This is a genomic window from Haloechinothrix halophila YIM 93223, assembly GCF_000504245.1.
In the GTDB taxonomy this organism is placed as follows: Bacteria; Actinomycetota; Actinomycetes; order Mycobacteriales; family Pseudonocardiaceae; genus Haloechinothrix_A; species Haloechinothrix_A halophila.
This window is the reverse complement of sequence record NZ_KI632509.1, coordinates 882,711-903,102: the sequence shown is the minus strand read 5'-3', so window position 1 is coordinate 903,102 and position 20,392 is coordinate 882,711. Positions and strand designations below refer to the sequence as shown.

Below are 20,392 nucleotides of genomic sequence, written 5' to 3'. Positions count from 1 at the left end.
CCTATCGCAGCCGCCACGGTGCGACGAACCACAGGTACGCGAACGCAAGCGCGGCACCAGCCGCCAGCAAGCTCATCGCCAGCGTGCCGAACACGACCTTGCCGATCAGCGCGACGGTCACGACGACCGCACAGGCAAGGCAGCCGAGGCCGACCAGCACCAGACGGTTGCCCCGGCGCAGGATCTCGGGCCGACGTCCGGCGCGGAACAGCACTCGGTGCCACGCGGCGGGCGCGCTCAACAACGCCGTCGAGAGCACGGCAAGCACGACCGCCACCAGGTGCAACGACTTCTCGAACGTGCCGATGTCCTGAAACGTCCGAGTGAACACGACGGCAAGGAGAAAACCGAACAGAATCTGCACCCCGGCCTGCGCGACGCGCAGTTCGCCAAGGAGCTCGGCGACGTTGCGGGTCAGCCGCTGGTGCTCTGACTCGTGATGGTGGTGATGGTCAGCTTCCGTCATGGCGGCGTATACCTCCCAACCAGCCCGGCAAAACACCGTTCACGGCAACCTCGCCAGCGGCCATACCCGCCCGGTCGAGCTGTCGATCAACGCGGCGCGGTTGATGCGCACGGTCAGCGGCAGGACGTCGTAGATCACGGCGGCTATCGCGGGCAGCGTGTCCAGCCGTGCCCGGTTCGCCAGCGACAGATGCGGGAGCCAACGGTCGACCTCGTAATGTTTGTGCACAACGGCGCCGGTGCCCCGCGTCGCTTCGACCACTCGTTGCTGCCGCTCGACAAGGCCGTTCGGGACGGCGGGCACCAGGCACACCCGTCCCCGCCGGAAGGAGCCAAGCGCGTCGAAGGTCAACTCGAACGGCTCATGACCGGGAAGGTCATCGACGGCGCCGCGCACCTTATCCGCGTCCCAGTGCAGCAACACCACGTAACTCAGGTGCGGGTGGTGCATGCCGTGGGTGTGCGAGCGCAGCGTCGGCACACCCTCGGACTCGATGCGGTCCCAGAGGTTCCTGACCGCCCGCTGCGACTTCCCGTCGAACAGCAGACACACCCCGAGCGCCATGATTCGACGGTAAGCCCGGCAGAGGGTTCGCCGCAGGTAGGAGGCCCACCGTGCACACGTGCGGAGCCACGCCAGTTAGCCTGGAGGACGTGCCTGCTACGACGTCATCGCTGCGAATCGGCCCGTTCGAGGTCGACCCGCCAGTCGTGCTCGCTCCGATGGCCGGGATCACCAACCGCGCGTTCCGGCAGCTCTGCCAGTCCTACGGCGCGGGGCTGTACGTGTGCGAGATGATCACCGCACGCGCTGTCGTCGAGCGTCATCCAGGCACGATGCACATGATGAGCTTCGCGCCGGGCGAGTACCCGAGATCAATGCAGCTCTACGGCGTCGACCCGAACACCATGCGCGAGGCGGTCAAGATCGTCCTCGGTGAGGGGCTCGCCGATCACATCGATGCCAACTTCGGCTGCCCGGTCGCGAAAGTGACACGCAAGGGCGGCGGCGCGGCACTGCCGTACAAGCGCAGGCTGTTCGGCGACATCGTCAAGGCGTCGGTGGCAGCGGCAGAGCCGTACGGCGCGCCGTTCACGGTCAAGTTCCGCGTCGGTATCGACGACGAGCACCACACCTACCTCGACGCTGGCCGCATCGCCGAGGCCGAGGGCGCGGCGTCCGTCGCGTTGCACGCGCGCACCGCGGCCCAGCGCTACTCCGGCGAGGCCGACTGGTCGGCCATCGCGCGACTCAAGGAGGCGGTGACGTCGATTCCCGTGCTGGGCAACGGCGACATCTTCACCGCGGACGACGCGCTGCGCATGGTCGCCGAGACTGGCTGCGACGGTGTCGTCGTGGGTCGCGGGTGCCTCGGGCGACCGTGGTTGTTCGGAGAGCTTGAGGCCGCCTTCGCCGGTCAGCCGGTGCCGGAGGGGCCGAACCTCGGCGAGGTCGCGCGGGTCCTGCGGCGGCACGCCGAACTGCTCGTCGAGCACGACGGCCACGACAAGGCAATGCGTGACCTGCGCAAACACATGGCCTGGTACTTCATGGGCTTCCCAGTCGGCTCCGAGCTGCGCCGCAAGTTCGCCATGATCACCAGCCTGGCCGAGCTGGACGAGCTGATCACCCAGCTCGACCACGACGCGCCGTTCCCCGCGGCGGCGACCGGACCCCGTGGGCGGCAGGGCTCACCTGGCAAGGTCACCCTCCCGCACGGCTGGCTGGACGACCCGGACGACCCGTGCGTCCCGGCCGGTGCGGACATGATGCACAGCGGGGGCTAAGGCCAGCCGACACGCCAGTACGACCCAGAAATCAAGCCCTTGGATATAAAGTTCAAGCTGGCGTGTTCACGACTCCCACAAAGGTTGCCCGCCAATCGAGTGATATTCCGCCACTAGTCGTCCCGTCGTCTCAAGACGACGGTCCTACCCGACGACAACCAAGTCGTGGCACAAGGTGGCGGGGGATCGTCCAGCCACCGCAGGGCGGCGACCGCGAAGGCCGCCACGTGCACGGCAGCGCGGCAACACATCCCTCACGGGGTGGCGGACGCGCGAAACACGGCACGCACCGACTGGAGCAGAACGTGACGAATCAACTGGACACGCATTCGATCTGGCGCCCCAGCGAGATTGGCGCGTCCACACGTTCCCAGCCAATCGACGTCGACCTCATCAGCGAACCACATGACACGACCGAACTGGTCGACATGCACCAGTCCATCGCGCAGGTACTCGCCACACAGGGCAAGTGGCGGCTCGCCTACTCGCATCTGACCGAAGCGCTACGGCTCGCGCGGGACACCCAGAACGTCACGCCGATCATCCCGGAGCAATACCAGCGACAGGTCGACGAACTCAGGCGGGCACACGCAGAGGCTGTCGACGCGAGCCTGCGGGACGCACTCACCGCGTCGTACAACCGCCGCTACCTGGACCAGAAGCTGGATGTACTGCTCGCGGAACAACCTCGCGACGGCAAGGGCATCGCCGTCGCGATCGTCGATCTCGACCACTTCAAGCAAGTAAACGACACCCACGGCCACGTCGTCGGGGACAGGGTGCTGCAGCAGGTCGTGGCCTTGTTGCAGGCGGACCTGCCCGCAGGGTCGTTCTGCGCACGCTACGGCGGCGAGGAGTTCGTGCTCGTGCTGCCCGAGGCCAGCCCGTGGCTCGCAGTCACGACGCTGGAACGCGCGCGGGTACGCGTCGCGGAGCACAACTGGTCCAACATCGTGCGGGGCCTTGTCGTCACGATCAGCGCGGGGCTGGTCCACCGGCCCGGCTGGGAGCTACCTCGGCGCGACGCGGAATGGCAGCTGCGCCGCGCCGACGACCTGCTATACGCCGCGAAGCGAGCGGGGCGGAATGTCGTCGCCTACCGCAGAAGCGGCGCGATCCGAATCGCGGGTCTGGACGACAACTGCCGCTGAGAACGTCGGCGGCGCTGCCATTACGGCAACCGAACGCAATTACTTAGCCGATCGGGTTACTCCGTCCGGAGCAATATCCCCTGGACGGGCGCGCATTTCACCGCAAATTATCTACGCACCGCTGCACTTATCACCCAAGTGTGTTCCCTCAATCACGTCATATCCGTACGATAACGGCACACTCCGAGGGCGGGATGTTGTCAGAACAACACGTTCCTCATTGCCATGGCGCGACAGCGGGGACCACGGCCGCTTGACTCACGATGGGAGGCTCGGTGCACGACGACCAACGCGCGCCTCACCGTGATTCTCCCCGCTACCAACCGCCGCAGCCAGGCCAACGCCAAGCGCCACCGGGACCGTCAGGCCAACGCCAAGCGCCACCGGGACCGTCAGGCCAACGCCAAGCGCCACCGGGACCGTCAGGCCAACGTCAAGCGCCGCCAGGGCAAGCGCAGCAACGCCCACCGCAGCAACCACCACCGGGCGCACGCCAGCCACCTCCACGTCCGCGCAGGCCCCAGCCACCGCAGCCGCCGCGCCACCCGCAACGGAACGAAGCTCAGCAGGCGCCACCACGCAGGCAACCGCAACAACAACACCGGCAGGCCCCGCAGGGCGGCGAGACACTGGACCGGCGCGGGCCCCAACCACCGCAGCGCGGGCCCCAGCCACCGCAGCCGCGTAGTCCTCGTCCTCGCCCGCCGCAGGACCAGCCACCGCGAGATGTCACGCGAGAGCGTCCGCAGCCACCGCAAGAACCGTCCGGCCCCGGCCCGCGAACCCCACCGGATTCTGGTCCGCCACCACCGCATCGGCAGCGCGAGCGCCCCATCGCCGCCGCGCTCGCGGGCTCCAACAATGCGCGCGGGGGCGTCAACACACGGGAATGGCGCAACGCGGAGACCGAGCAGATGCCCGCCGTCGAAGCGGACACCGCGGCGTCGAAACAGGTCAAGGTTCGCTACGACGACGAGGAGAAGCCCGCCACCCGGCTGCGGGAGAAACGTGTGCGCCTCGACAAGCGGTCGGTCCAGCTCACCAAAGCTGCCGTCGGTCTACTCGCGACGCTCGTCTTCGTCGCAACGGGCGGCGCCTGGGGCATGAAGACTTGGTACAACTCGAAGTTCGATCAGGTCGCGGCGCTCGACGTCAACTCGGCCGACATCAAGGACGCGCCAGCCCAGCTCGGCGACGAGAATTTCCTCATCGTCGGGTCAGACACCAGGGCGGGGGCGGCGCAGGAAGTGCCCGGTGTGCAAGGCGCTAGGTCGGACGCGGTGCTGCTGGCGCACGTCCCCAAGGACCGGGGCCGCGCCGTCGTCGTGTCGTTCCCGCGTGACCTCGAAGTCACTCGCCCCGCGTGCAATCGCTGGGACCCGAACACCCGTGAGTACACCGACGAGGTCGTGCCGGAAGCACACCCGGTCAAGCTCAACACGGCCTACGCCGTCGGTGGCCCGCGCTGCGTCACCAAACTGGTCCAGCAGCTCAGCGGGATGCGGATGAACCACTTCGTCAGCATCGACTTCCAGGGCTTCAAGCACATGGTCGACGCGGTCGGCGGCGTCACGGTCAAGGCAGAAGGCCCCATCATCGACGGCGAACTCGGCACGATCGCGACCAAGGCCGGCCCCCTACCGCTGCATGGCGACAAGGCGCTGCAGTTCGTGCGCGCCAGGAAGGTGCAGGGCGACCCGACATCCGACTACGGGCGAATGCAGCGCCAGCAGCAGTTCATCGGCGCGCTGCTACGCAAGGCGATGTCCCAGGACGTGTTGATGAACCCGGGCAAGCTGACCGGCTTCGTCAACGCCTTCGCCAATGCGACGGTCGGCGAGAACATCGGCGTCGACCAGATGCTCACGCTCGCGCAGTCGATGAAGGGCCTCAACACCGGCACCATCTCGTTCTTGACCCTGCCGACCACCGGCTACGCCAATGAACGGGGAAACGAGGTGCTGATGCAGGAAGGCGCCGACATGATCTTCCAAGCGCTGATCAACGACACCCCGCTGCCGGGAGAGGAACCGGAGCAGCAGCAGGGCAACGGCGGTCCGGAAACCACGGCACGTGCCGACGACAGCACGTTGCAACAGCAAACGGGCAATCCCTGAGCCCACCCGCGCCCCTGATTCACCATCGGTTCATCTCACCGCTACGGCACGGTAGACACGACCGACGTACAGTGAACCCATGCGCGAGGCATATCACGTAGAGCTGGAACGGCTGGCGGACAAGCTGGCCGAGATGTGCGGCATGGCCGCGGTGGCGATGGAACGCGCCACGACATCGCTGCTCGAGACCAACCTGCCGCTGGCCGAACAGGTCATCACCGACGATCAGAAGATCGATGATGCCCGTGCCCGCTGTGAGGAGCAGGCGTACGCGCTGCTCGCCCTGCAGGCGCCCGTCGCGACGGACCTGCGCACGGTGCTCGCCGCGATTCACGCCGCGGAGAGTCTCGAACGGATGGGTGACCTCGCGCTGCACGTCGCGCGCGCGGCCCGCAGGCGACACCCAGAGCCGGTGCTGCCTGAAGAGGTCGCGCCGTACTTCTCCGAGATGGGCAAGCTCGCTGTCCGGCTCGCCAGGCAGGCCGAGGACGTCATCCACACCCGCGACGTCGACGCCGCCCGTTCGCTCGACATCGCGGATGACGAGATGGACGACATCCACCGCCACCTGTTCACGGTGATCATGGACAAGAACTGGCAGCACGGCGTCGCGGCGGCCGTCGACACCACGCTGCTCGGCCGGTTCTACGAGCGCTACGGCGATCACGCCGTGTCCGTCGCGAACCGGATGGTCTTCGTCGCCACCGGGAAGATGCCGGGGTACAACTCCGACGAGATCTGACCGCGCTCGCATCGCCAGGTACGACTGGGCCGAGCCGTCATGAGATCGCCGTCACTCCGGGGTCCATTGTACTCAGTATCGACGGCTGTCAATATAGACATGTGTCGAATCAATCGGAGACTACCGAATCCTGCTCTCCGCCGCTGATCGCGGAGCCCCTGACCCAGGAGCAGGCCACCGACCTGGCCCGCACGGTCAAAGCACTGGCCGACCCGGTGCGGCTACGGCTGCTGTCGCTGATCGCGTCCCACGCGGGCGGCGAGGTCTGCGTGTGCGACCTCTCGGGTGCGTTCGAGCTCAGCCAACCCACGATCTCGCACCACCTCAAGGTGCTGCGCCAGGTCGGACTGGTGACGAGCGAGCGGCGCGGCACCTGGGTGTACTACCGGGCGGACCTCGACGCGCTGCGGCGCCTTTCCACGGCGCTGGTGGGCGACGCGACGCCGGTGGTCACGGCATGAGCACCCCGGCGGCGGACACCGCGCACGCAGACCCCGAGAGCGTCGTCGCCAAACTGTCCACACTCGACCGCTTCCTGCCGCTGTGGATCGGCGCCGCGATCGTCGCCGGACTGCTGGCCGGGCGCTGGATCCCGGGCTTCGACGCCGCGCTCAACGCCTTCAGCATCGACGGCATCTCGCTGCCTATCGCGCTCGGCCTACTCGTGATGATGTACCCGGTGCTGGCCAAGGTCCGCTACGACCGGCTCGATTCGGTCACCAGCGACCGCACACTGCTGTGGTCCTCGCTGGTGCTGAACTGGGTCCTCGGCCCGGCGCTGATGTTCGCGCTGGCCTGGCTGCTGTTGCCCGATCTGCCCGAATACCGCACCGGCCTGATCATCGTCGGCCTCGCCCGCTGCATCGCCATGGTGATCATCTGGAACGACCTCGCCCGCGGCGACCGGGAAGCGGCCGCCGTGCTGGTCGCACTGAACTCCATCTTCCAGGTCATCGCCTTCGGCGCGCTGGGCTGGTTCTACCTGATGGTGCTGCCCGGCTGGCTCGGTCTGCCCACAACGGACCTGGCCGTCTCGGGCTGGCAGATCGCCAAGAGCGTGCTGATTTTCCTCGGCATCCCGCTGCTCGCCGGCTACCTCTCCCGTCGCATCGGCGAACGGACCAAGGGGCGCGCCTGGTACGAAAACACCTTCCTGCCAAGGATCGGCCCGACCGCGCTGTACGGGCTGTTGTTCACCATCGTGGTGCTGTTCGCCCTGCAAGGCGAGCAGGTCACCAGCCAGCCGTTCGACGTCGCCCGCATCGCGCTACCGCTGCTGGCCTACTTCGCGATCATGTGGGCGGGTTCGTACGCCCTCGGCAAGGCGGCGGGACTGAACTACGAACGCACCACGACGCTCGCGTTCACCGCGGCGGGTAACAACTTCGAGCTGGCCATCGCGGTCGCCATCGCGACCTTCGGCGCAACCAGCGGCCAAGCCCTCGCCGGGGTCGTCGGCCCGCTGATCGAGGTACCCGTACTGGTCGCACTGGTCTACGTCTCGCTGGCGCTGCGCCGTCGCTTCCAGACGGCACCCTCCCCTGAACCCGCCCGAGTGCCAGAACGAGTAGAGGAAGCACCGTGACCGACGTCCCCGAAGTGTTGTTCGTCTGCGTGCATAACGCGGGCCGATCCCAGATGGCGGCGGCCCTGCTCGACCACCACGCCGACGGTCGCGTGCTCGTCCGCTCCGCGGGCTCCGCACCCGCCGACAGCGTCAACCCCGCGGTCATCGAGGTCATGGCCGAACTCGGCCTCGACTTGTCCACGGCGTTCCCCAAGCCACTGACCACCGACGCGGTCGAGGCATCCGACGTCGTCATCACCATGGGGTGTGGCGACGCGTGCCCCGTCTTCCCCGGCAAGCGCTACCTCGACTGGCAGCTCGACGACCCCGCGGGCCAGGACGTCGACACCGTGCGCCGAATCCGCGACGACATCGACACCCGCGTCCGTGATCTGCTCGGCGAACTCGTGAACACCGGCAGTTAACTCGCAGCGCAGCAGAATCGAAAACTGACAAATCTGTCAGCACCCGGCTATCTTTGGCGGATGGCCGGGTGTTTTTCGTCGCACAGCGTTATCACTGCGCGTGGATAAACCATTCCATTGAGCGATGACAAATTGTTAGCGGTCTCACAATCAAAGCCAACACCTGGTAACTTCCACATGACGTCGACGTGATGACTCCCGCCCGACGCTCGTCGTTCGCTTTGCGTTTACCTACATAGCCCTACCGTGTCATGTCACCTGCTTAACGTCCTGCTGCGTGAACGCACATGAGTCGGTTTTCCCGACCGCAATACCCCGAAAGAGGTTTATTGTGAATCGCTCCACCCTGAGCCGCATCGTCGCGATGCCGGCTGCGACCGCGCTCGCCCTCGGGCTGGCGGCATGTGGCGCAGCGAACGAACAGACCAGCAGCAACGGTGGCGGCGAGGGCTTGTCCGGCACGATCAATGGCGCGGGTGCCAGCTCCCAGGAAGCGGCCCAGCAGGCATGGATCGCTGGCTTTACCAGCGAGAACCCTGACGTCACGATCAACTACGACCCGATCGGCTCCGGCGGTGGCCGCGAGCAGTTCATCGCGGGCGGCACCGACTTCGGTGGCACCGACGCCTACCTCGACGACACGGAGCTCGCGGATGCCACGAAGCGCTGCGGCGAGGTCGTCGAGATCCCGGTGTATGTCTCCCCGGTCGCGGTGGTGTTCAACCTCGATGGCGTGGACGAACTCAATCTCCGGCCCGAAACCATCGCCAAGATCTTCAACCAGAAGATCACCAAGTGGAACGACCCGGAGATCAAGGCGGACAACCCGGACACCGATCTGCCCGATCTGAAGATCACCCCGGTGAACCGCTCCGACGAGTCCGGCACCACCGAGAACTTCGTCGAGTACCTCTCCGAGACGACCGGTGATGCGTGGCCGCACGAGGTCAGCGGCAACTGGCCAGTCGCGGGCGGCGAGGCCGCGCAGGGCACCTCTGGGGTCGTGCAAGCCGTCAGGAACGGTAACGGCACCATCGGGTACGCCGACGCCAGCCAGGCAGGCAGCCTCGGTACCGCGAAGGTCGGCGTCGGCGGAGAGTTCGTCGAGTACTCGCCGGAAGCCGCCGCCGCGGTGCTCGACGCTTCGGAGCCCGTCGAGGGCCGGGGTGAAAGCAGCTTCGCCTACGACCTGGAGCGCGAGAAGGAGGGCACCTACCCGATCGTGCTGGTCTCCTACGGTCTCGCCTGTGCACAGTACGACGACGCCGAGAAGGCCGAACTGGTGAAGTCCTACCTGTCCTACGTGGTCAGCGAGGAAGGCCAGCAAACAGCGGCAGACAACGCGGGTTCCGCCCCGATCTCGGACTCCCTGCGGGAGCAGCTCAACCCGGCCATCGACGCCATCTCCGGCGGGGGCCAGTCCTGACTCGCCAGTGCTCATGCACACCGGGCGGCCGTCACACCGACGGCCGCCCGTCCCATGACCACCGTTGGCGCGTTCTACGGTAAATCCCAACACCACGAAGGGACGGACAGTGCCGGCCACTGAACAACCTGTGCGGCCACGCACCAAGGTGCGGCAACGGCCGGGCGACCGGATCTTCGCCGGCCTCTCCACCGGCGCGGGAGTGCTCATCCTGACCGTGCTGGGAGGCGTCGCGGCGTTCCTGCTCATCGAAGCATGGCCGGCGATCATCGCCCCGGCCGACGAGATCCCCGGCGGCGAGGGTCTCGTCCTCTACATCTGGCCACTACTGTTCGGTACGCTGCTGTCGGCGTTCTTCGCGCTGCTCATCGCCGCACCACTCGCCGTGAGCATCGCACTGTTCATCACCCATTACGCGCCGCGCAGGCTCTCGCAGGCGCTTGGCTACATGATCGACCTGCTCGCGGCCATTCCCAGCATCATCTATGGCCTGTGGGGCTTCTTCGTGCTCGCGCCCGCCACGCTGGGGCCAACGACCTGGCTCACCGAGTATCTCGGCTTCATTCCGCTGTTCGAGGGGCCACCATCGGCGACCGGCCGCACCATGCTTGTCGCGGTGATGGTCCTCGCGGTCATGATCCTGCCGATCATCTCGGCCGTTGTCCGCGAGGCGTTCCGGCAGACACCACGGTTGCATGAGGAAGCGGCGCTCGCGATCGGCGCGACCCGATGGGAAATGCTGCGCATGGCTGTGCTGCCGTTCGGTCGCTCGGCGATCATCGGCGCGTCGATGCTCGGGCTCGGCCGCGCACTCGGCGAAACCATGGCCGTCGCGATCGTCCTTTCGGTCTCGGGCGGGGTGACCTTCAACCTGATCAGCTCGGGTAACCCATCCACCATCGCCGCCAACATCGCGTTGAAGTTCCCGGAATCGACCGGGCTCGACATCAACGCGCTCATCGCGTCCGGCCTGGTGCTGTTCGCCGTCACGCTCGGCGTGAACATGCTCGCCCGCACCATCATCAACCGCCGCCGAGAGTTCTCGGGAGCCAACTGATGCCGACATCAACCCCGGAACGCGACATCGACCTGGAATCCCCGATCGGCGGGATACCGCTGGTGCATCAGACGCTGCCGCGCTGGGCACCGCACGCCACCCTGGCCACGGCTGTACTCGCCGGCCTCGCGCTCGTCGGCGCTGGCATCGGCATCGGACTGGCCGCTGTTCTGGTCGTCCTGCTCTACGGCGTCGCGATCTACTCGTGGTCGCGGCCGATCGAGGGCGCGCGCAAGGCGAAGGACCGGGTCGTCACCACCGCGGTGATGGCGACGTTCCTGCTCGCGCTGTTACCGCTGGTCTCGGTGATCGTCACCGTGATCAGCCGAGGGGCCGCGCGATTCGACATCGAATTCTTCACCCACTCGATGCAGGGCGTCGTCGGTGCGGGCGGCGGCGCGTACCACGCGATCATCGGCACACTGATCATCACCGGTCTCGCCGCCCTGATCTCGGTGCCTATCGGCATGCTCACCGCCATCTACCTCGTCGAGTACGGACGCGGAAAGCTCGCCCGCGCCATCACGTTCTTCGTCGACGTCATGACCGGCATCCCGTCGATCGTCGCCGGCTTGTTCGCGTTCGCCCTGTTCGCGCTCTTTTTCGGGCCGGGCGTTCGGCTGGGTATCATGGGTGCCATCGCACTGAGCGTGCTGATGATTCCGGTGGTGGTGCGCTCCACAGAGGAGATGCTCAAACTCGTACCCAACGAGCTACGCGAAGCCGCCTATGCGCTGGCGGTTCCGAAGTGGCGGATGATCATCAAGGTAGTGCTGCCGACCGCACTGGCCGGGATCGCCACCGGCGTCACGCTGGCCATCGCCCGGATCATCGGCGAAACCGCACCACTGCTGATCACACTCGGTATCACCACGGGCACCAACTTCAATCCGTTCGACGGGAGAATGGCGACGCTGCCGGTGTTTTCCTACTACGAGTACGTCAACCCAGGCATCCCACCGGAGCCATCGCTGGAGCGAGCATGGACAGCCGCGCTCGTCCTCATCATCATTGTGATGGTGCTCAATCTCGCTGCCCGCCTCATCTCACGACTGTTCGCCCCCAAGACCCGCAGCTGAGCGGCACGACCGGAGAAGGAAGCACAGTGGCCAAGCGCATCGAGGTCAAAGACCTCGACATCTACTACGACAAATTCCTCGCCGTGCAAGGCGTGTCGATGACGATCGAGCCGAGGTCGGTCACCGCGCTCATCGGGCCGTCCGGCTGCGGCAAGTCGACGTTCCTGCGCTCGCTGAACCGGATGCATGAGCTGGTGCCCCACGCGCGGGTCGAGGGCACCGTCGTCATGGACGACCAGGACCTCTACGGTCCGAACGTCGACCCGGTCGGCGTACGCAGGCAGATCGGCATGGTCTTCCAGCGGCCGAACCCGTTCCCCACGATGTCGATCTACGACAACGTCGCGGCGGGCCTGCGGCTCAACAACGCCCGCATCAGCAAGAGCGACCTCGACGCGTTGGTCGAGCGCTCGCTGCGGGCGGCGAACCTGTGGAGCGAGGTCAAGGATCGGCTGAACAAGCCCGGTTCGGGGCTGTCAGGCGGGCAGCAGCAGCGGCTGTGTATCGCGCGCGCCATCGCGGTGCAGCCGGACGTGCTGCTGATGGACGAGCCCTGTTCGGCGCTCGACCCGATCTCTACCCAGGCGATCGAGGACCTGATCAACGAGCTGAAGACCGAGTACACGATCGTCATCGTCACCCACAACATGCAGCAGGCCGCCCGGGTCAGCGACACGACGGGGTTCTTCAACCTGCAGGGCGTCGGCCAGCCGGGGCAGCTGGTCGAGATCGACGACACCACGAAGATCTTCTCCACCCCGAGTAACCAGGCGACAGAGGACTACATCTCCGGCCGCTTCGGCTAAACGCGGGCACCGGGCGCCGCGAGTCGCACCATATTTGCCGCGAGTCGCACCTAGGCCCGCGAAGTTGATCTACTTGCCGCGCGCTGTGACCACTTCGTGTCCGGTTCGTCCGATGTCGTTGGTCACAGCGCGCGGATAGTTGATCAACGCTCGTACTGCACGGCGGTGGACTCGGTGTCGAAGCCGAGCTTGCGATAGACGGCGATCGCGGCGGGGTTGTCGCCCTCGACGTAGAGGATCACCGTCGGCAGGCCTTGTTCGCGCAGGTAGACGAGGCCCGCGATCGTGAGCGCCGTGCCGACGCCGCTGCCCTGCGCGGCCGGGTCGACCCCAACGACGTACACCTCGCCGACGGGTTCCGACCCCGGCTCCGGGCCGGGCGGATGCACCTTGGTCCAGTGGAAGCCGAGCAGGGCGACGTCCGAGCTCGCGGCAGCGTCGACCGCCGCGTCCCCGGCACGCTCCGCGAGGAAGAACCCGTTCGCGTCGAACCAGTTTTCCCGCTCGGCGGCGACGAGGTCCTCGACGGTCATCGCACCCTGCTCCGGATGCCAGACGAACGCGCGGGCATTGACGTCGATGACGGCTTGCTCGTCCTGGCCGGGCCGGAACGTCCTGAGCCGCACACCGTCAGGCAGCACCGGGTCGGTCAGCCGCAAGTCTGACGCGGCGGCGCTCATGATGAGCAGCTCACGGACCCGCGTACAGCCCGCCCGGTCAGCGAGCTTCGCGGCATCTGGGTGGTCGGCGTGTGACCACACCCGCACAGTGCTGCCGCCAGCAGCGCGCACCGCATCGAGCACGACGTCGAACAACGCGGAGCCGTGACCTCGGTTGCGGTGCTCCGGGTGCACGATCAGCTCGATGACCTGTCGTCCGAAGGCGTCGCCATCGGTGTCGAGGTGCGCGTAGCCGATCAGCCCGTCATCGAGGTAGCCAAGCAGGTGCCGTCCTCCGGCGAACTCGCCGGGCAGCGGTCCCGTCGTGGTGATCGAGGGCCAGCCGTCCGCCGCGCGCGCGGCGAGTAGCAGCGCACGGACGTCTTCGGTTCGGGCGTCGTCGAGGGTGTCGAACCAGTGGGGAGTAAGCACGGCACCCACGCTACCGCCGGGCAGCTACAGCTGCGGGTGTGTCCGGAACGCGGGACACAACGTCGGGAACGCGGGACACAACGTCGGGAACGCGGGACACAGCGTCCGGAACGCAGGACACAGCGTCGGCGGATGCGAGAGGCTACCGCGACGTCAGCGAGCGCAGGGCGGCGTCGAAACGGTCCTCGCGCCGTGCGGTGCCGCGGACGGCCTCTTCCTGGCGCTGCGGCTGCTGTGCGGACTTGGCGGGCCGCTCGAACTTGTAGCCAACGTTGCGGACGGTGCCGATCATCTGCTCGTGCTCGGGGCCGAGCTTGGCGCGCAGCCGCCGCACGTGGACGTCGACGGTGCGGGTACCGCCGAAGAAGTCGTAGCCCCAGACCTCCTGCAGCAGCTGCGCCCTGGTGAACACCCGGCCAGCATGCTGCGCGAGGTACTTGAGCAGCTCGAACTCCTTGTAGGTCAGCTCAAGGGTGCGCTTGCGCAGCTTGGCGGTGTAGGTGGCCTCGTCGATGACGAGGTCGCCGACGCGCAGCTCGGCGTCGGCCTGCGACGGGGCACCCTCGCGGGTGGTCGCCAGCCGCAGCCGGGCATCGACCTCGGCGGGGCCGGCGGCGGGCAGCATGATGTCGTCGATGCGCCACTCGGCGGTGACCGCGACCAGCCCGCCCTCGGAGACGACGGCGATCACCGGCACGGCGTCGTCGTCGCTGGCACTGGTGAGCAGGCGGCACAGACTCTTCGCGGACGCCAGGTCCTGCCGGGCGTCGACCACGATCACGTCTCGGTGACCCGCGTCGAGCAACGCGGTAACCTCGGGCGTGCGAACCCGCACCGAGTGGGGAAGCAGCGCGAGGGCAGGCAGTACGGATGACGCGTCGGACTCAGTTGTGAGAACGAGTAGTTCCATACTCATCGCCGCACCGCCTAATCTCGATGGCTTCCACCGGACATACTCTCTCGGGACCTGCCCCCGAGCACCGGTTTCGTAGAGAATAACGGGTGACCAGCCAGAACACACCCAGCAAGCAAGCTGCATCACAGAAAAGGCTGAGCGCGCACCGGTGGTGCGCACGGGGGAGGGCCCAGCGAAGCACGCAAGTGAGCAGAGGGAGAGCGAGTGAAGAACGCCGTGCGAGACGGTGCCCGATCCGACGCCGTATCCGCGAGGAAACGCCCCCGGCGCACGGGTACGAAACTGCTCGTTTTCCTGGTCATCCTCGGTGGGCTCCTGGCCGCGGCCGACTTCGGTTTCGCGGCCGTCGCCGAGCACCAGGTCTCGCAACAGACCCGCAAGCAGCTCAACCTCAAAGACGATCCCGCGGTCACCATCCACGGCTTCCCGTTCACCACGCAGGCGCTCAGCGGTGATTATGAGCACATCACCCTCTCGGCGGATGGCGTCGCCGTGCAAGACACCTTGCGCAACCTGCACCTGATGGCGGAGCTGCGCGACGTCACCGCGCCGCTGAACGACGTCCTGGCGGGCAACACCGACGCGATCGAGATCGGTGAGCTCGAGGGGATCGTCAAGATCAGGCAGCGCGACATCGGTCGGCTGATCAAGCTGCCGAACCTGGACATCGAGCCAGCGGCGGAGGACTACGTCAAGTCCGGCGACAACAAGGACAAGGTCAGCGTCAAGGACCTGGACAAGCGCCGCGACGCGATGGACGACTTCCCGTCGACGGCAGGCATCCGGCTCGCGGCGTCGACCCGCATCGCGGGCTCGGACACCGAGATCGTGGCCTACGCCATCCTCACGCTGACCGACACATCGGTCGCCGTCGACCCGCGCCGGCTTGAGATCGGCCACCAAAACGGCACCACGGTCGTGCCGCCGATGGTGCGACAGAACCTGTTGCCGCAGTTCAGGACCACCATCAGCCCAGGAAGCCTGCCGTTCAACGTCCGGCCGAGCGGGGTGGCCGTCCAGCAAGGTGCGGTTATCGTGCAAGGGAAGGCCAACAACGTCACCTTCGCCGACGGCGCTGGGCTGACGTCACTCAATTAGGGAGCGCGCGATGGGCCTGACGGGGCTGTGGATCCTGCTCGGCGCGCTGGCCGCGGGGCTCGCGGTCGGCATCGCCCTGCGGCTGCGCGAGGGCAAGATCCGGCCACCACGCCCCGGTAAGGACATCGACGCGGACCCGTCACACCTGCCGGACCGGGTCGCCGACGCACTCGGACCCGCCGTCACGCTCGTGCAGATCTCCACCACATTCTGCAGCCCGTGCCGCCACACCCACGCCAGGCTGGCGATGCTCGCCGAGAACAACGACGGCCTGCGCCACGTCGACCTCGACGTCACGCACGAACCGGACATCGCTCACCAGCTCGGCGTGCTGCGGACGCCGACGACCATCGCCTACGACCCCGACGGGACCGAGCTACTCCGGGTGGGTGGTGTGCCGGACGCGGACACCCTGCTCGACTCGCTGCGGCCCCACCTGGCCCCCGCCTGAGCCAGCCACGCACGGTAGCGATGGCGGCCGTGCCGCCTACTACACCACATGGACTCCGACTATCGTGTTCCATTCCGTGGACGCCCCTCCCACGAAGAGGAATGCGCCGGTAATGTCTCTCGCGTGAACCAGCGACACACGGACCGGCTGACCCTGCGCCTGCTCACCGAGCGTCGCGCGGTCGACCTGTGCCGCGTGCGCAGCGCCCTGTGTCCCTCGCTCACGAGCTGAGCCGCTGGCGTTTACGCCTGCGACCGCGAACGCACGAAGCCTAACGCGCACCAGTTCACCGGAGACGATCATGTCAGCAGGCCAACCAGTCGACCCCCGAGGTCCGCGCTTCGCCGCGATCATCACCACGGTCGTGCTCGCCATCGTGCTGCTCACGTCGTGGTGGCCGCTGCTCGCCGCGCAAACGATCGTCTTCGGCATCGGGGCGTTCATCGGGCTACGCTATGCCCCGTACGCCGTGCTGTACCGCTCGTTCGTCGCGCCCAAGCTCGGGCCGACGGCTGAGCGGGAAGCGGCGGCGCCGGTGCGGTTCGCCCAGGGGGTCGGCTTCGTGTTCGCGCTGGCAGGCACCATCGGCTACGCGGCCGACATCGTGTTGCTTGGCGCGATCGCGACCGGGTTCGCGCTGTTCGCCGCGTTCCTCAACGCCGCGTTCGACTTCTGCCTCGGCTGCGAGACCTACCTGCTGCTGCGCCGGTTCGCCCCGGGGACACAGGCCCAAACGTAAAACAACCAACGCAACGACAAGAAAGAGAGTGCCGCTGACATGAGTCGCGAAGACGTCCTGGTGACCACCCAGTGGGCCGAGGACAACCTCGACACCCCCGGTGTGGTCTTCGTCGAGGTGGACGAGGACACCACCGCATACGAAGGCGGACACATCCGCAACGCCGTGCGGATCGACTGGAAGACCGAGCTGCAGGACCAGGTCCGCCGCGACTTCGTCGACAAGGCCGGGTTCGAGAAGCTGCTCTCCGAGAAGGGCATCAGCAACGACGACACGGTCGTGCTCTACGGCGGCAACAACAACTGGTTCGCCGCCTACGCCTACTGGTACTTCAAGCTCTACGGCCACGAGAACGTCAAGCTGCTCGACGGTGGCCGCAAGAAGTGGGAGCTGGACGGCCGCGAGCTGACCGACGAGGTGCCTGACCGCAAGCAGACCAGCTACGTCGCCAAGGAGCAGGACCCCAAGCTGCGGGCGTTCCGCGACGAGGTCGTCGAGGCCATCAACACCAAGAACCTCGTCGACGTCCGCTCGCCCGACGAGTTCTCCGGCAAGCTGAACGCGCCCGCGCACCTGCCGCAGGAGTCCGCGCAGCGCTCCGGTCACATCCCGAGCGCGCTGAACGTGCCGTGGGCGTCCACCGCCAACGAGGACGGCACCTTCAAGTCCAACGACGAGCTCAAGGAGCTTTACCAGGAGGCCGGCCTCGACACCTCGAAGCCGACCATCGCCTACTGCCGCATCGGGGAGCGTTCCAGCCACACCTGGTTCGCGCTCCGGGAGCTGCTTGGGCTGGAAGACGTCAAGAACTACGACGGTTCATGGACCGAGTACGGCTCGCTTGTCGGCGTGCCGATCGAGTTGGGAGCGAAGTGATGAGTGACGGTTGCGGCGCACCTGCGCAGACGGCCACCCCGGCGAGCCTGGACACCAACGGCCAGGTCGTCGTCACTGGCAAGGTGACCGGCAGCGACGGGCCGGTCGGCGGCGCCTACGTGCGGCTGCTCAACGGCGACGGCGAGTTCGTCGGCGAGGTGCAGGCATCGCCGGAGGGTGACTTCCGGTTCTACGCGGCGGCGGGCGACTGGACCGTCCGTGCGCTGCACGCCGCTGGCAACGGCGAGGCGTCGGTGACCACTGGCGAGCCGGGCCTGTACGAGGTGCCGATCAGCATCTGACGACGTCCGCTCAACGGGCGGCCTTCGGGCAACACTGGAAACGCAGCGGGGCACTCCGATCTCGGAGTGCCCCGCTGTCGTGTGTGCGGTGAATGACGCTCGGTCGCTCAGGCGAACTCGTGCCGCACGATGGTCTGCTCGCGGCCCGGCCCGACGCCGATCGCGGAGATCCGCGCGCCAGCCAGCTCCTCAAGCCGCTCGACGTACGCCCGCGCGTTCGGCGGCAGGTCCTCGAACGTCTTGCAGTCGCTGATGTCCTCCCACCAGCCGGGCAACTCCTCGTAGATCGGCACGGCGTGGTGGACGTCGGTCTGCGTCATCGGCATGTCCTCGTTGCGGAAGCCGTCGACCTCGTAGGCCACGCACACCGGCACGCGCTCCAGTCCGGAGAGGACGTCGAGCTTGGTGAGGAAGAAGTCCGTGATGCCGTTGACGCGGGCGGCGTAGCGGGCGATCACGGCGTCGAACCAGCCGATACGCCGGTCGCGGCCGGTGGTCACGCCGATCTCACCGCCAGCCTTGCGCAGGTAATCGCCCATCTGGTCGTGCAGCTCGGTCGGGAACGGCCCAGACCCGACGCGCGTGGTGTACGCCTTGAGGATGCCGAGCACCGTGGTGATGCGGCCCGGCCCGATGCCGGAACCAGCGCTCGCACCGCCCGACGTCGGGTTCGACGACGTCACGAACGGGTAGGTGCCGTGGTCGACGTCGAGCAGCGTGCCCTGCGAGCCCTCGAGCAGCACCGTCTCGCCACGTTCCAGCGCCTTGTTCAGCTCAAGGCGGGTATCCGCGATGCGGTGCGCGAACTTTTCGCCCGTTTCCAGCACCTCGTCGGCGACCTGGTCCGCGTCGAGCGCCTTGCGGTTGTAAACCTTGACCAGCACCTGGTTCTTGAATTCCAGGGCGGCCTCGACCTTCTGCCGGAAGATCTTCTCGTCGAGCAGGTCCTGCACCCGGACGCCGACGCGGGCGACCTTGTCCATGTAGCACGGCCCGATGCCGCGCCCGGTGGTACCGATCTTGCGGGAGCCGAGGTAGCGCTCGGTCACCTTGTCGATGGCGACGTGGTACGGCATGATCAGGTGCGCGTCCGCCGAGATCAGCAGGCCAGCGGTGTCGACGTCACGCGCCTCAAGCCCGGCCAGCTCGTCGAGCAGCACGCCGGGGTCGACGACGACACCGTTGCCGATGACGTTGGTCACCTCGGGCGTGAGAATGCCAGACGGTATGAGGTGTAGCGCGAAGTTCTGCCCATCGGGCAGCACCACGGTGTGACCGGCGTTGTTGCCGCCCTGATAGCGCACAACCCACTGCACCCGGTCGCTGAGCAGATCGGTGGCCTTGCCTTTGCCTTCGTCGCCCCACTGGGCGCCGATCAGCACGATGGCGGGCATGTGACACTCCTGTTTGTCTGCTTTGGCCGCACCCGAACGGATGGCCGGTCAACGAGGGTAACGGAGGTCAGCGTCATGGGTGGCATCGTGCTCGCATGTGGGACGAGCATCATCTCACCGGCCGTCCTTGCGCACGCGGGGCTGGAACAGCATCGCATAGTGCCCGTTCCCACCCGGCCTGGCAAGTCGGACGTCGACGCCGAGCTGGCCAAGGCCGCCGATCGGACCAGCGGACCTGGCGCGGACGTCATCGTAGCTGGCGATGACGCCGACCTCGCGGCGGTCGCGTTGCGGCTGCTGCGGCGAGATCGACTCGGTGACGTCCGGGTGGGTTACGTGCCCACGGAGCGGTCGGCCTGCGCGGCGCTGTGGGAGCTGCCGACCGGCACCGAGCAGGCGCTGCGGCTGGCGGCGACCGGGCAGGCGCGTGGCGTGCCGCTGATCCGGGACGACGTCGGCGGCGTGCTGATCGGCACCGGCACCCTGCACCGTGTCGACGGCATCGCCTACTGCGATGACGACGTGGTGCTGCGAGGGAGGGCGTACCGGATCGACGTTAACCCGGACACCACTTGCGGCGCCGGACTGACGGTGACGCTGCGATACCGGCGGTTCGGCAGGCAGCGCGCGACCGTGCGAGGCAGGGCGTTCGCCATCGGCTGCGAGCCGATGACGCCGGTGCTGGACGGCGTGGCGCGCGAGCGCACTACGGAACGCTGGACCTGGTACCGCCACACCGAGGATCTGCTACTGGTACGACCCGGCTGAGCCTTTCGGCCCACTAGCTGTCCGCTGCGACAACGACCGCACGACGACCTCTGGGGACACGCACAGTTCCGCTCTTCCGCTCCGACATCCAGCATTCACCTCACTGTCACCCTGCAAGCGGAAAGTGAGGGCCT

General features: G+C 67.2%; 22 protein-coding genes. 17 read left to right on the top strand and 5 right to left on the bottom strand.

All coding sequences use genetic code 11. The annotated features are described in order from the left end of the window. Position 1: 1 nt before the first annotated feature. Together AMYHA_RS04180 and AMYHA_RS04175 are read right to left on the bottom strand one after the other, a co-directional pair. Complete coding sequence (locus AMYHA_RS04180; RefSeq protein WP_034268145.1) at positions 2–466, bottom strand: DUF6328 family protein; 465 nt, start codon at positions 464–466, stop codon at positions 2–4. A gap of 39 nt (positions 467–505) precedes the next feature. Then, positions 506–1,030, bottom strand: a complete 525-nt coding sequence (locus AMYHA_RS04175) for a 2'-5' RNA ligase family protein (RefSeq protein ID WP_034268141.1) — start codon at positions 1,028–1,030, stop codon at positions 506–508. A gap of 80 nt (positions 1,031–1,110) precedes the next feature. Between AMYHA_RS04175 and dusB the strand changes: the two genes are divergently transcribed. The 11 genes from dusB to pstB all read left to right on the top strand — a co-directional run bounded on the left by dusB (position 1,111) and on the right by pstB (position 12,623). Further along, the gene (gene dusB, locus AMYHA_RS04170; RefSeq protein WP_157362461.1) at positions 1,111–2,253 is read left to right on the top strand and encodes a tRNA dihydrouridine synthase DusB; all 1,143 of its coding nucleotides are present in this window, start codon (positions 1,111–1,113) and stop codon (positions 2,251–2,253) included. Between the two features lie 305 nt (positions 2,254–2,558). Next, positions 2,559–3,404 (top strand): GGDEF domain-containing protein, encoded by an 846-nt coding sequence (locus AMYHA_RS04165; RefSeq protein ID WP_231104618.1) that lies wholly within the window; start codon positions 2,559–2,561, stop codon positions 3,402–3,404. Between the two features lie 914 nt (positions 3,405–4,318). Then, entirely contained in the window at positions 4,319–5,521 is a 1,203-nt protein-coding gene (locus AMYHA_RS26815; protein WP_051399526.1) for an LCP family protein, read from the top strand. A gap of 79 nt (positions 5,522–5,600) precedes the next feature. Further along, positions 5,601–6,263: a phosphate signaling complex protein PhoU gene (phoU, locus tag AMYHA_RS04150; RefSeq protein WP_034268134.1), complete on the top strand. Its 663-nt coding sequence runs from the start codon at positions 5,601–5,603 to the stop codon at positions 6,261–6,263. A 101-nt stretch (positions 6,264–6,364) separates the two neighbouring features. Next, the gene (locus tag AMYHA_RS04145) at positions 6,365–6,724 is read left to right on the top strand and encodes an ArsR/SmtB family transcription factor (protein WP_034268131.1); all 360 of its coding nucleotides are present in this window, start codon (positions 6,365–6,367) and stop codon (positions 6,722–6,724) included. Next, positions 6,721–7,848, top strand: coding sequence for an ACR3 family arsenite efflux transporter (arsB, locus tag AMYHA_RS04140; RefSeq protein WP_051399525.1), 1,128 nt, complete (start codon positions 6,721–6,723; stop codon positions 7,846–7,848). Before AMYHA_RS04145 ends, arsB begins: the two co-directional genes overlap by 4 nt. Further along, positions 7,845–8,255: an arsenate reductase ArsC gene (locus AMYHA_RS04135; protein WP_034268129.1), complete on the top strand. Its 411-nt coding sequence runs from the start codon at positions 7,845–7,847 to the stop codon at positions 8,253–8,255. The genes arsB and AMYHA_RS04135 overlap by 4 nt, the downstream gene beginning before the upstream one ends. A gap of 364 nt (positions 8,256–8,619) precedes the next feature. Next, the gene (pstS, locus tag AMYHA_RS04130) at positions 8,620–9,681 is read left to right on the top strand and encodes a phosphate ABC transporter substrate-binding protein PstS (RefSeq protein ID WP_407919868.1); all 1,062 of its coding nucleotides are present in this window, start codon (positions 8,620–8,622) and stop codon (positions 9,679–9,681) included. Positions 9,682–9,811: 130 nt separating this feature from the next. Beyond that, positions 9,812–10,738 carry a phosphate ABC transporter permease subunit PstC gene (gene pstC / locus AMYHA_RS04125; protein WP_231104617.1) on the top strand — a complete coding sequence of 309 codons (927 nt, stop codon included), beginning with the start codon at positions 9,812–9,814 and terminating at the stop codon, positions 10,736–10,738. Further along, positions 10,738–11,817 (top strand): phosphate ABC transporter permease PstA, encoded by a 1,080-nt coding sequence (pstA, locus tag AMYHA_RS04120; RefSeq protein WP_034268123.1) that lies wholly within the window; start codon positions 10,738–10,740, stop codon positions 11,815–11,817. The genes pstC and pstA overlap by 1 nt, the downstream gene beginning before the upstream one ends. A gap of 26 nt (positions 11,818–11,843) precedes the next feature. Beyond that, on the top strand, positions 11,844–12,623 hold the full coding sequence (pstB, locus tag AMYHA_RS04115; protein WP_034268122.1) for a phosphate ABC transporter ATP-binding protein PstB: 780 nt from the start codon (positions 11,844–11,846) through the stop codon (positions 12,621–12,623). A 143-nt stretch (positions 12,624–12,766) separates the two neighbouring features. Here pstB and mshD read toward each other — a convergent pair whose 3' ends face one another. Together mshD and AMYHA_RS04105 are read right to left on the bottom strand one after the other, a co-directional pair. Then, a complete protein-coding gene (mshD, locus tag AMYHA_RS04110; protein WP_034268119.1) occupies positions 12,767–13,714 on the bottom strand; it encodes a mycothiol synthase in 948 nt (315 codons plus the stop codon). Between the two features lie 142 nt (positions 13,715–13,856). After that, on the bottom strand, positions 13,857–14,630 hold the full coding sequence (locus tag AMYHA_RS04105; RefSeq protein WP_084036795.1) for a winged helix-turn-helix transcriptional regulator: 774 nt from the start codon (positions 14,628–14,630) through the stop codon (positions 13,857–13,859). A 204-nt stretch (positions 14,631–14,834) separates the two neighbouring features. Here AMYHA_RS04105 and AMYHA_RS04100 point away from each other — a divergent pair, with 204 nt between their 5' ends. From AMYHA_RS04100 to AMYHA_RS04080, 5 genes are all read left to right on the top strand, one after another. Then, positions 14,835–15,728 carry an LmeA family phospholipid-binding protein gene (locus AMYHA_RS04100; RefSeq protein WP_051399524.1) on the top strand — a complete coding sequence of 298 codons (894 nt, stop codon included), beginning with the start codon at positions 14,835–14,837 and terminating at the stop codon, positions 15,726–15,728. Positions 15,729–15,744: 16 nt separating this feature from the next. Next, entirely contained in the window at positions 15,745–16,179 is a 435-nt protein-coding gene (locus tag AMYHA_RS04095; protein ID WP_034275738.1) for a TlpA family protein disulfide reductase, read from the top strand. 301 nt (positions 16,180–16,480) lie between these two features. Continuing rightward, positions 16,481–16,918: a DUF4395 domain-containing protein gene (locus AMYHA_RS04090; RefSeq protein ID WP_034268117.1), complete on the top strand. Its 438-nt coding sequence runs from the start codon at positions 16,481–16,483 to the stop codon at positions 16,916–16,918. 39 nt (positions 16,919–16,957) lie between these two features. Continuing rightward, positions 16,958–17,794, top strand: a complete 837-nt coding sequence (locus AMYHA_RS04085; protein ID WP_034268115.1) for a sulfurtransferase — start codon at positions 16,958–16,960, stop codon at positions 17,792–17,794. Beyond that, entirely contained in the window at positions 17,794–18,096 is a 303-nt protein-coding gene (locus AMYHA_RS04080) for a DUF1416 domain-containing protein (protein ID WP_034268112.1), read from the top strand. The genes AMYHA_RS04085 and AMYHA_RS04080 overlap by 1 nt, the downstream gene beginning before the upstream one ends. A gap of 107 nt (positions 18,097–18,203) precedes the next feature. Here AMYHA_RS04080 and AMYHA_RS04075 read toward each other — a convergent pair whose 3' ends face one another. Continuing rightward, entirely contained in the window at positions 18,204–19,490 is a 1,287-nt protein-coding gene (locus AMYHA_RS04075) for an adenylosuccinate synthase (protein WP_034268109.1), read from the bottom strand. Between the two features lie 75 nt (positions 19,491–19,565). On the opposite strand from AMYHA_RS04075, the gene AMYHA_RS04070 reads away from it, so the two are divergent. Continuing rightward, on the top strand, positions 19,566–20,258 hold the full coding sequence (locus AMYHA_RS04070) for a hypothetical protein (protein WP_034268106.1): 693 nt from the start codon (positions 19,566–19,568) through the stop codon (positions 20,256–20,258). The last annotated feature ends 134 nt before the right edge of the window (positions 20,259–20,392 follow it).